The organism is Dolomitihabitans soli (assembly GCF_022213955.1).
Taxonomy (GTDB): Bacteria; Actinomycetota; Actinomycetes; order Streptosporangiales; family Streptosporangiaceae; genus Streptosporangium_A; species Streptosporangium_A soli.
This window is the reverse complement of sequence record NZ_JAKNTW010000060.1, coordinates 1-11,508: the sequence shown is the minus strand read 5'-3', so window position 1 is coordinate 11,508 and position 11,508 is coordinate 1. Positions and strand designations below refer to the sequence as shown.

9 protein-coding genes are annotated in these 11,508 nt (G+C 67.6%); 7 read left to right on the top strand and 2 right to left on the bottom strand.

The genetic code is table 11. The annotated features are described in order from the left end of the window. Window positions 1-170 precede the first annotated feature (170 nt). Both MBA17_RS50900 and MBA17_RS48750 read left to right on the top strand, forming a co-directional pair. Window positions 171-293 (top strand): hypothetical protein, encoded by a 123-nt coding sequence (locus MBA17_RS50900; RefSeq protein ID WP_455432997.1) that lies wholly within the window; start codon window positions 171-173, stop codon window positions 291-293. Between the two features lie 538 nt (window positions 294-831). Next, on the top strand, window positions 832-2,886 hold the full coding sequence (locus tag MBA17_RS48750; protein ID WP_238505790.1) for an ATP-binding protein: 2,055 nt from the start codon (window positions 832-834) through the stop codon (window positions 2,884-2,886). Window positions 2,887-2,925: 39 nt separating this feature from the next. On the opposite strand, the gene MBA17_RS48745 is transcribed toward MBA17_RS48750, so the two are convergent. Together MBA17_RS48745 and MBA17_RS48740 are read right to left on the bottom strand one after the other, a co-directional pair. Next, window positions 2,926-3,486, bottom strand: coding sequence for an ATP-binding protein (locus MBA17_RS48745; protein ID WP_238505789.1), 561 nt, complete (start codon window positions 3,484-3,486; stop codon window positions 2,926-2,928). Further along, window positions 3,483-3,677 carry a DUF5999 family protein gene (locus MBA17_RS48740; RefSeq protein ID WP_238505788.1) on the bottom strand — a complete coding sequence of 65 codons (195 nt, stop codon included), beginning with the start codon at window positions 3,675-3,677 and terminating at the stop codon, window positions 3,483-3,485. The genes MBA17_RS48745 and MBA17_RS48740 overlap by 4 nt, the downstream gene beginning before the upstream one ends. Before the next feature lie 262 nt (window positions 3,678-3,939). On the opposite strand from MBA17_RS48740, the gene MBA17_RS48735 reads away from it, so the two are divergent. The 5 genes from MBA17_RS48735 to MBA17_RS48710 form a co-directional block, all read left to right on the top strand. After that, the gene (locus MBA17_RS48735; protein WP_238505787.1) at window positions 3,940-6,261 is read left to right on the top strand and encodes an ATP-binding protein; all 2,322 of its coding nucleotides are present in this window, start codon (window positions 3,940-3,942) and stop codon (window positions 6,259-6,261) included. Window positions 6,262-6,544: 283 nt separating this feature from the next. Beyond that, the gene (locus MBA17_RS48730; protein ID WP_238505786.1) at window positions 6,545-7,972 is read left to right on the top strand and encodes a sugar ABC transporter ATP-binding protein; all 1,428 of its coding nucleotides are present in this window, start codon (window positions 6,545-6,547) and stop codon (window positions 7,970-7,972) included. Continuing rightward, entirely contained in the window at window positions 7,972-9,075 is a 1,104-nt protein-coding gene (locus MBA17_RS48725; RefSeq protein ID WP_238505785.1) for an ABC transporter permease, read from the top strand. The genes MBA17_RS48730 and MBA17_RS48725 overlap by 1 nt, the downstream gene beginning before the upstream one ends. Window positions 9,076-9,086: 11 nt before the next feature. After that, the gene (locus MBA17_RS48720; RefSeq protein WP_238505784.1) at window positions 9,087-10,244 is read left to right on the top strand and encodes a substrate-binding domain-containing protein; all 1,158 of its coding nucleotides are present in this window, start codon (window positions 9,087-9,089) and stop codon (window positions 10,242-10,244) included. Window positions 10,245-11,241: 997 nt separating this feature from the next. After that, window positions 11,242-11,508: hypothetical protein (locus tag MBA17_RS48710; protein WP_238505783.1), on the top strand; the 267-nt coding region annotated here is incomplete at its 3' end.

The following is an 11,508-nucleotide window of genomic DNA, read 5'->3' as shown; positions in this document are numbered from 1 at the left end:
TGTCGAGTTCCGGCTCACAGGCGCGTACGGCTCTGTGGCCCGGGTCATCGCCATCGCCGGTTTGACCATGGCTGAGGAGTCGTCGCATCGGCAACCGGTCGAGCACCCGTCTCCGCTCAGCGGCGAGTGCTCCCACGGGTGAGCCGGCGGCTGAGTCCGGCGGCGAGGGGATGCCCTGCCTGCTGCTGAGGCAGCACGACATGATGGGCGCCTATCCGGCTGAGGATCCGCGCATGCTGCTGGGTCACCGCTCCGGCCCAGATCTGGCCGACGGCGAGCTCTACCAGCAGTGAGGTGGTCAAACACTTGGCGTCTCGCTGAACAATGAACGGGGCATGCGTAGAGCTTCGGAACATCTCAAAGCAGGAACGCCGCATCGGTGCCACCCTGTTCGAACGCAACAACCGCAACGTGACGCTGACCCCCATCGGCCAGAGGCCCTTCGACGACCTCCAAACCATGTACCGCGGTCTGCGCGAAGGCGTGAAACGCGCACGATGCCGGCCAGCGCGTCCATTAGCGGCACCCTGAGCGTCTGTGGGCCGAGATTCCCGCGTTACCGCCGAACGCCATCCTGCGCTGGTCCTCATCGGCTCGCTGATCACCCCTACCGGCATCTGTCGGTTTATGGGTGGGGATGGACGGGACAGGTGCGGCGGGAACGGTCCAGGCATAACCTGGGGTTGTCGGCTCGGTCGTGGTGGCATGGTGACCTTCAGGCTCCGAACCGGTGGAACATCTCATGACTGCGGTGACATCGAACGTCGCGAGTGTGTGCGGGCGTCCGCCCGGGAGTCTCCTGTGACCCGGACAGCGCACGATCATACGACCATGGCCGGTCCCACAATGGACGTGTCGAGCTTTGTCGGGCGCAGACGCGAACTCTCCGCGGCCAGGAGGGTGCTGTCACAGGCGCGGTTGCTGACCTTGACCGGCACGGGCGGGGTCGGCAAGACCCGGCTGGCGCTCAAGGTCGCGGAGACTCTTGGGAGCGCATACAAGGACGGCGTCGAGGTGGTCGAGCTGGCCACCCTGGAGGCCGGTGACCTGCTGGAACCGACCGTCGCCGCGGCGCTCGGTCTGCACGACACGGGGCCCGACCCCATGACCGTGCTGGTGGACTTCCTGTCGGACAAGCGGATGCTGCTGGTCCTGGACAACTGCGAGCATCTGCTCCAGGACTGCGCCTGCTTCGTGGACCGCCTGCTGCGCGGCGCTTCCCGGCTGCGGGTCCTGGCGACCAGCAGGCAGACGCTCGGGGTGTACGGCGAGCAGGTGCTGGCGGTTCCATCGTTGTCCGTGCCGGACCCCGGCGGCTCGACTCGCGACATCGCCCGGCATGAGGCGGTACGCCTGTTCGTGGAGCGGGCAGCGAGTGTGTGGCCTGACTTCACCCTCGACACAAGCAACGCGGCGTGCGTGGCGCGGTTGGCCCAGCGCCTGGAGGGAATTCCGCTGGCGATCGAGCTGGCCGCGGTGCGACTGCGCACCATGTCGCTGGAACAGCTGACGCGCGAGCTGGAGAAGTGCTGCGGGGTGCTGTCGACCGGGAGCCCTGTCGCGTTGCCGCGCCATCAGACACTGCGGGCGACCATGGACTGGAGTTTCCGTCTGTGCTCACCGGCGGAGCAGCGGCTGTGGGCCCGACTGTCGATCTTCCCTGGCGGGTTCGACCTGGACACCGCCGAGGCCGTGTGCGCCGGTGAGGGGATCGACCGTGCCGAGGTGCTCGATCTGGTGTCCGGGCTCGTGAACAAGTCAGTTCTGGTCAGCGAGCGGCGGGAGGCCACCGGGCTCAGGTACCGCATGCTGGAGAGCATCCGCGCGTACGGTGGCGAGCAACTGGCGTCCTCCGACGGCGAGGTGGTGCGCCGGCGTTACATCGACCACTTCCGGGAGCTGGTGGAGAACCATCAGATCGACCGGATGGTCCCGGACCAGCTTGAGCGATACCGGCGCCTGCAACGGGAACTTCCCAATGTGCGCGTCGCGCTCGAACTGTGCCTGCGTGAGCCGCGTACGGCAACCGATGAACTGCGCACCGCGTCGACGATGTGGTCCTTCTGGCTGCTCGCCGGTTCACCCACCGAGGGCCGCTACTGGCTGGAGCGCGGCCTGGAGTTGGTGGGGGAAGCGAGCAGTGCCCGGGCGACGGCGCTCTGGGTGAACAGCATGCTCGCTCTTCGCCAGGGCGATCTGGCGGCGGCGATGCCAAGGCTGGCCGAATGCCACCTCATCGTGGGACAGCTGGAAGATGCGGCGGTCCTGCCGTTCGCCATCCGAACCTCCGGGGTCGCCGCGTTCTCCACCGGTGACGCCCAGCGCGGCCTCGCGCTCCTACAGGAGTCGCTCGCCCTGTACCGGTCCGCCCGCGACGTCGACGACATCGCCCACACCCTGTACTACGCGGCGGCCTACGGTTCGATCGAGAACCCCGGCCTGGCCGCGGTGTTCGGCGAGGAACTCCTGACGCTGTGCGAGGCGCATCATGCGCTGGTGACCCGTGGGTATGCCCAGTTGGCGCTCGGCATCGCGGTGTGGAACCTGGGTGACCGCCGTCGGGCCGAGGCGCTGGTGCGCGCGGCCGCCGAGTTCGCGGGAGAGATCAACGACCGGTGGTGTCTCACACAATGCCTGGAGGTATTGGCGTGGGCGGCCGGTGCGCGAGAAGACCATGAACGGGCCGCCCGGATGCTGGGCGCGGCGCACGCGTTGTGGCAGGCGGCGGATGCCTCACCAACCCGGCTGTGGTACCACGCGAAATGGCATGAGCACTGCGCGGAGCAGGCCCGCCACGCGCTGGGGAGCCGGGCGTTCACGAGGGCCTTCCGCGACGGGACGAGGCTCGGCATGGAGCGCGCGGTCATCCATGCGATCGAAGGATGACCTGGTCGTCGGATATTCGGACATGTTCAGCCTCACCTGTCAGGCGTGGACCTGGGCGCCGAGTTCGAACCAGACGGTTTTCCCCTCAGGCGTGAGCTCGCTGCCCCAGCAGCAGGCCAGCAGGTCGAGCAGATCCATTCCGCGGCCGTGCTCGTCGTCCGGGCGGGCGTGCTGGAGGTGGGGCAGCGTGGTGTCCGCGTCCTCGACCTCGCAGCGCAGCAGGCCGTCGGCGGCGGAGAGGGTGAGCCGGTACGGTCCCCTCGCGTGGCTCAACGCGTTGGTGACCAGCTCGCTCACCAGCAGTTCGGTGACCTCGACCAGGTCAGCGAGCCCCCATGCGGCCAGCTGGGTACGGGCGAGACGTCGTGCCCAGGGCACCGAGGACACCTCCGATGGCAGCGACCAGGAGCCGATCTGTTCGCACATCGCCTGGACGGGACCGACGGTGAGCTCCTCCAAGCGCTCCTCCAAGCGCTGTACGAAGGCCCTGAGCCAGTCCCAGACCCGGGTGCGGCCGTCCCCGCACTCGTTCGTGTCCGGCGAGTCGTTCGGCCAAAGGGTGTTCACGCCCATGACGGCGGGCACGGTGCACTGGTTCATGCCGCACATCCGTAGTGGTCACGGTGGACGGCGACGCTGCGTCCGTCGGGCAGAAGCTCGCCGGTGTCGTCGAAGACCACCACGCCGTTGCAGAGCAGTCCCCATCCCTGTTCCGGGTGGAAGGCCACCAGGCGGGCGGTCTCGTGGCCTTGGGCGTATGCGGATGGGCATGAAGGCCGGTGCTGGCACATAGTTCGTTCCCTGGAATCCTTGCTGTTCTTACCGATGAAACCAGCATGCGCTTGGAACAACGGGCTCGGAACGGGATATCCCCCCGTATGGGTACCTGCTTCCACGTACGTAGGTATCCCTCTCGCTCGCGAAACGCCGCCTCTCCCCGTTCGACCAGGGTCCTGTTTTCACAGGTCAGAGCCGCATGGGGCAATGATCGCGCACACAAAACTCGTGAAGATCGCCAGCTCGGGATGAGCTAGTCTGAAGGTGTCATGGGAGATGGCGGCGATGACGCAGCGGCGAACGGGGAACCTGCCAGCTGAGTTGACGAGTTTCGTTGGTCGTCGGCAAGAGCTGACCGCGGCCAAGCGCTTGCTCTTGGCTGGGCGGATGGTGACGTTCACCGGTGTCGGCGGAGTGGGCAAGACCCGGCTGGCACTGCGGGTGGCCGCGACGATGTCACGGGAGTTCCCTGACGGGGGATGGCTGATCGACCTGGCTCCGCTGGCGGCGGGAGAGTTGCTCGCCGAAACGGTCGCCGAAACGCTCGGCTGCCACCAGCCGGACGTGGCCGCTCTCTCCGAGCACCTGCAGCGCAAGCGGTTGCTCTTGGTGCTGGACAACTGTGAGCACCTGCTGGACGAGTGCGCCAGCCTGGCCAGCAAGCTTCTCGGCCTGGCGCCTGAGCTGCGAATCCTGGCGACCAGCCGGCAGCCGCTCCACGTGTCGGGCGAGCACCTCCTGGACGTGCCGCCGTTGACGGTACCGGAGCGGGCCGAGGCGGTGTTCGCGGATCACGATCCACGGTACGAGGCGGTGAGCCTGTTCGCGGACCGAGTAGCGGCCGTCGTACCGGATTTCACTGTCGATGCCGCCAATAGCGTGACGGTGGCGCAGTTGTGCTGGCGACTGGACGGGATTCCGCTGGCCATCGAGCTCGCGGCGGGGCGAATGCGGGCCTTGTCCGTGGGACAGATCCTCGATCGGCTGAACGATCGGTTCCGATTGCTGACGAGAGGAAGCACGTCCGCGGTGCCGCGCCAGCAGACGTTGCGGGCGCTCGTGGACTGGAGCCATGACCTGTGCTCGCCCCAGGAACGGACGATGTGGGCACGGTTGTCGGTCTTCTGCGGCGGCTTCGATCTGGAAGCGGCCGAAGAGGTGTGCTCCGGGGACGGGATCGCCCCGGAAGACGTCCTCGAAGTGGTGACAGAGCTGGTGGACAAGTCGATCCTGCTGCGGAAGGGGCAGGACTCCGGCGTACGTTTCGAGATGCTGGAGACACTCCGCCAGTACGGATGGGAACGGCTCGTCGAAAGCGGCCAGGAGACGGTGCTTCGGCTGCGGCACCGCGACTGGTGCCGCGACCTGGCCGCGCGGATGGAGGCTGAGTGGTTCGGCGAGCATCAGATGGAATGGCTCGTCCGGATCCGTCGGGAGCAGGCCAACGTGCGGGCGGCGCTGGAATTCTGCCTGCGCGAGCCGGGCGAGGCGTGGGCCGCCCTCGAGATCGCCGCTGCGATGTGGAGCCACCGGCTCTCGTGGAGTTCCCCGAGCGAAGGGCACCATTGGCTGGAGCGGGCGCTGGCGCAGGAGACCGGTCCCAGCGTCGCGCGGGCCAAGGCCTTGTGGGTCGACGCGTGGCTCGTGCTGTTGCGGGGCGACGCCCTCGCCGCAGAACCGCTGCTGCGAGAGTGCAACGTGTTGTCGAAGCAGCTGAATGACGCGGCTCAACTCGCCGGCGTGGTTCACATCACCGGCTTCGCCGCGCTGCTCACCGGAGACTTCGCACGAGCCTTCACTCTCCTGGAGGAGGCCCTGGCCCGTCGCCGCGTCCTCGGCCACCGGGGCCATGCGTGGGTCGCCCTCCTCCAACTGACCATGGCCGCCGTTCTCATGGACGACCCCCGGTCCACGGCGCTCTGCGAGGAGGCTCTGGAGGATTCCCGGCGTGAGAACGCGGAGTGGTCCGTCTCGTACGCGCTGTGGGTCGCGGCCCTCGACCGGTGGCGGCGCGGCGATCCGGAGACTGCCCTCACCATGATGCGGGACGCGATGCGGTTGAAGCTGCGTTGCAACGACCATCTGGGTATCGCCCAATGCCTCGAGGTGTACGCATGGATCACGGCGGATGAGAAGCAGGGCGAACGCGCCGCCCAGCTGCTGGGCGCCGCCCACATGGTGTGGCGGTCAATCGGCACGTCGCTGGCCGGTCTCGGGCATCTGGCATGCTTCCATGACCGATGCGAGGCCCAGCTACGACAAAACCTCCGTGACGGGGCGTTCACCGCGGCTTTCGAGCGTGGCGCGGAGCTCACGCTCGACCAGGCCGTCGCCTATGCGCTCGAGGAGAAGCCCGCGAGGGACATCGAAAGCCTTCAGCCGGAATCCGACGTCGCGTCCGTCCTCACCCGCAGGGAACGGGAGATCGCCGAGCTCGTCGCGCAAGGGTTGAGCAACCGGCAGATCGCGCAGACCCTGGTGATCGCGCAGCGCACCGCCGAAGGCCATGTCGAGAACATTCTGCGCAAACTGAGTTTCACCTCCAGATCGCAGATCGCCAGCGTCTGGGGTTCACGACAGCAGACGGGTGGACAGTGACCCGAAGCTCCTCCGCACGCAACGGATGTGATCCTTACCGCGGCAGGTCATGCGCTTGGAGCAACGAGGTGGCGAGCTCTTGACCATCAGTTTTGTACGATGAGCCAGATATTGGACGAACCGGTGGAGCTTGCCGGCCGGGCGATTGAGCCCCGCGGAGGGGCCTGTGTACGATGCCTCCACTCACGATCTCGCGAGTCCGGGATCACACACTCCCTCTGATCCGCTTGTCCGGATCCGAGGGTTGTGCAAGCGGTTCGGCGGCACTTCCGCGCTGGAAGGAGTGGATCTCGAAGTCCACCGCGGCGGCATCCTCGCGCTGCTCGGACAGAACGGCGCCGGCAAGTCCACGCTGATCAAGATCCTGGCCGGCGTGTATCACGCCGACGAAGGCGAAGTGGTGGTGGCTGGCCATCCCCTGGGAAGCCAGGCCGCCTTCCGCGCCATGTCGTTCATTCACCAGGACCTCGGTCTCGTCGAGTGGATGACCGTCGCCGAGAACATCGCCCTCGGCACCGGCTATCGCCGGCGCGGCGGTCTCATCTCCTGGCGTCGGGTGCGCGACCGCTGCGCGGAAGCCCTCCAGATGGTCGCGGGCCACCTCGACCCGGATGAGCAGATCGTCAATCTCACGCGCGCACAGCGGTCACTCGTCGCCATCGCCCGCGCCCTGGCCACCGAAGCGGAGATCATCGTCCTCGACGAGCCGACCGCGAGCCTACCCGCAGCCGACTGCGCCCGCCTGTTCAAGGTGCTCCGCGCGCTACGTGACCGGGGTCACGGGATCGTGTACGTGAGCCACCGGCTCGACGAGGTGTATGAGATCGCCGACAGAGTCGCGGTCCTGCGTGATGGACGCCTCGTCGGCCAGGGGTCTCTCACCGGCCGTCATCCCGCCCGCCTCGTGCGTGACATCGTCGGGCGCGAGCCGACGATCCACCGGCGCCAGGTTCACGACACGGGAGAGGTGGTGCTGAGCCTCGCTGCCGTACATGCCGGGCAGGCCGGCCCGATCAGCCTCGAACTGCGGGCCGGCGAGGTGGTCGGCCTTATCGGCCTCACAGGTGCCGGCCACGTGGATCTCGGCCGTGCTCTGGCCGGCTCAGGACCCGTTCTCGCCGGCCGCGTGCTGCTTGACGGGCAGCCGTATCACCCCAGGTCGGTGTCTGCGGCCGTCGATGCGGGTGTCGGTCTCGTGACGAGTGACCGGCAGGAGGAGGGCGCCGCCCCTGACCTCAGCGTCCGGGAGAACTTCCTGGCGAATCCCCGGGCACACGGCCGGTCGCCGCTGAGCTGGACCCGGCCGCGACGGGAGCGCGCCGAAGCGGCGGCGCTCGTCGCGTGCTTCGGCGTCCACCCGGCGGACACTGAGGCACCTCTCGCCACCCTGTCGGGAGGGAACCAGCAAAAGGTCATGATCGGTCGTTGGCTCGGGACGAACCGTCGTCTCCTGATCCTTGAGGAGCCGACGGCCAGTGTCGATGTCGGCGCCAAACCCGAGATCTACGGGCTCCTCGACGACGCCCTGGCGAGTGGCCTGACCGCCATTCTCATCTCCTCCGACTTCGAAGAGGTCGTGAACGTGTGTGATCGCGCCCTTGTCCTCGTACGGGGGATCGTGACCGCCGAGTTGGCCGGTGATGCCCTCACGGTCACCGGGCTCACCCACGCCGCATCGGCCGCGCCCCCTGTCACTGGGACGAACCGCTGATGACCGCGGGGCTCCCCTTCCGACGGCGGTCCACCGTCGGCCATCTCATCGGCAGTTACGGACTGCTCGCGCTGGCGGGCGTCCTGTTCGTCGTGTTCGCGCTCGCCCTGCCGGACACCTTTCCCACGATGGCCAACATGACGTCGATCCTGTCGACTCATTCGCTGACCGCGATCCTCGCGCTGGGTGCGATGATCCCCATCGTCACGGGAAAGTTCGACCTGTCCATCGGCTATGGCCTGGGCCTCTGGCACGTCATGACGTTGCAACTCATCGTCGTCGCCGGCTGGCCATGGCCTCTTGCCTGCCTCGGCGTGCTCGTCGGCGGAGCCCTCACCGGCGTGATCAACGGCTTTCTCGTCGAGTTCGCCCGGATCGACTCTTTCATCGCCACCCTTGGTACCGGCAGCGTCCTGTACGCCATCACGGGCTGGGTGACCAAGGGCGCCCGGATCGTTCCCGGCCCGCAGGGCCTTTCGGAGGCCTTCACCGGCATGGCCGACTCGAAGCTCCTCGGCCTGCCGACATCTGGGTTCTACGTCCTGGTGCTCACAGCGGGGCTCTGGCTTGTGCTCGAGCGCCTTCCCATCGGCCGCTACCTCTACGTCATCGGCTCGAACCCGCGAACCGCCGACCTCGTCGGGATCCCGACCCGCCGGTACATCATCTACGCCTTCACGGGCTCCGGGCTGGTCACCGGCTTCGCGGGCGTCTTGCTCGCCGCTCGTCAGCAGATCGGCAATCCGAGCGTCGGACTCGACTTCCTGCTGCCGGCGTTCGTCGCCGCCCTGCTTGGCTCCACCGCGATCAAACCCGGGCGGGCCAACCCTCTCGGCACCGTCGTCGCCGTCTCCATCCTCGCGATCGGCCTGTCGGGCATCGGTCAACTGGGGGCGGACTTCTGGGTGACGCCGCTGTTCAACGGTGTCACTCTGCTCATCGCGGTCGGACTGGCCGGCTACTCGGCACGGCGTCGCCTACGCGCGGGTCTGGCCGCACCACACCACACGCCACCACCTCCGTCAGGGGAGACATCAGTCGAGTCCGCCATGGCCACGCCGCCTGAAAACCCGCCATCATCGCCCATCCCACCCGCCGAATGAAGGAGCCGTGCGTGAACCCCACCCGTAACCGCCTCTCGCGCACCGCGACGACGCTGGCGGTGCCCGCCGTGGTGGCCGCCCTGGTGGCCGGCGGTTGCTCACGCGGCTCGTCCAGCTCGACGCCGGATCACGCCCCCCTAGCGAGCGCGTGCCCCGCTGTCCTGAACACGGCGAAGCAGGCCCTCGCACGGGCCGAGAAGGTCGACGCCCCTTGGGACGGTCCAACGAGCGGACCACGAGCGGTTTCCGGGAAGAGCATCGTGTTCGTCGCGGCGACCATGACCAATCCCGGTGTGGCCGGCGCGGCCAAGGGCGTGGAGGAGGCCGGACGGTCCATCGGATGGAACGTCCGGGTGATCGACGGCCAGGGCACTCCCTTCGGTATACAGGAGGCCTTCGGCCAGGCCATCGCCCTCCGCCCGTCGGGGATCGTCATCGGCGGGTTCGACCCGAACTCCGTGGCTGATCAGGTCAAGCAGGCCGATGACGCGCACATCCCGCTCGTCGGGTGGCACGCGACCAGGTCGCCCGGGCCCAGCGCGAACCCGAAACTCTTCACCAACGTCACCACCCGAGTGGAGGACGTCGCGAGGATCAGCGCGTACTGGATCATCGCCAGGTCGAACGGGAACGCCGGGGTCGTCATCTTCACCGACTCGTCGATCCCCTTCGCGGAGAACAAGTCGCAATTGATCAAGAAGACCCTCATGAGCTGCTCCAGTGTCAAGCTGCTCTCCTACGAGAACATCCCGCTACCGGACGCGGGCAGTCGCACGCCGCAGGCGGTCTCCTCGCTCCTGTCGCGCTTCGGTGATCGATGGACCCACTCGGCCGCCATCAACGATCTCTACTTCGCCGACGCGGCGGCGGCACTGCGCGCTGCGGGCAAACAGGGCGATGAGGCCCCCTTCTCGATCGGCGCCGGTGACGGCGACCCGTCGGCGTTCCAGCGAATCCGCGACCGGCAGTTCCAGGCGGCGACCGTTCCCGAGCCGTTGAACGCACAGGGCAGCCAGATCGTCGACGAGTTCAACCGCGCGTTCGCCGGTCAGCCCCCGAGTGGCTACGTCGCGCTGGTGCACCTGACCACGACCAGGAACGTGGGCGACACCACGTCGTGGGAGCCCTCGGGCTATCGCGCCGCCTACGCGCGGATCTGGAGTGGCTAGCTACTTGCTCCTGAAAGGGCTTTGAAGCCTCGGGCTGGAGTTGGTGGCAGGCCTACGGCACCGGCCAGGCGCGCCAGGGGTTACAGGCCGCCGGGCACACCCTGGTCATCAAGCCTCCGCGGTTACGGCAGGCCATTCCCGGCGGTTTCACCATCGACGACTTCCACATCGACACCGCCACCGGCAAGGTGACCTGCCCGGCCGGGCACACCGTCGTCGTGGGGCGGCCACAAGCCAGTGGCACCCGTATCGCCCAGTTAAAGACGCGGTGCATCGATTGCCCGCTGAGGGCCCAGCGCGGATGTCGTCAGTGTGCACCGGATCTCTCATCCTCGCCGCGGCAGGGTTGCTCGCCGGCAGGCGCGCCACCAGCCATTGGTCCACGCGCTGCGCGAAATCGACGACATACCGGCGACATACCAGGCCGAACTATCATCGCTCCGCGTCCGCAGAGGCGCACGAGCAAGGTGAAGAACGAACCGGGGTCGGCGCTCCTCTAATCGGCACGGTCGGTCTTAGCGCTCCGCAGGACTGCCGCTTCCGCCGTCACAGGGAGAGAGTGATTTACAAGCATGCGTGAGATCGCGCGCCGCGTCGCGTCCTGGGCGCTCGGTGGTCTGCGATGGCCCGAAGGGGCTGCCCCAGGCCATCGAGCCGTTCTGGCGGCAAGCCGTGGTCGCGGATCGGCGTGGTGCACCTGCTCCATGCGTCGTTCCGGCGCGCCGCGTGCCAGCGCCGGGATGCCATGGCCAAGGCGCTCATGAGCTTGGCCCAGGAGTCAGGGGCCACGAACGCCGGCTACCCGCTGGAAAGCCCGCCCCGAACGTCTTCGTCACCTCCAAGGCCGTCTGACTCCGACCACCCGTAAGCCCCAGCTACGCCGTTCTCTGTCCGGCCAGCTCCCTTTGAAAGGAATCCCGTGCGTCTCGCTCGTCCTGTTGCAGCCGCAATGCTCGTGGCCGCCGCGCTAGCTGTCCCGCAACCCGCGCAGGCTGCTGTGTTCAAGCATCCTGGGGTCCTGGTCAGTCGCGCTCAGCTCGACTTCGTCAGAGCCAACCTGGACAAGGAGCCGTGGCGAGCCGCCTGGAGGAAACTGCAACGCCACTCCTACGCCTCGCTGTCCTACACGGCCAAGCCCCGCGCCGACGTGAACTGCGGCGGGAATTCCATTCCCGACAATGGCTGCTCGGACGAACGCGAGGACGCCAATGCGGCCTACACGCACGCCCTGCAGTGGTACCTCACCAAGGACGCCCGCTACGCC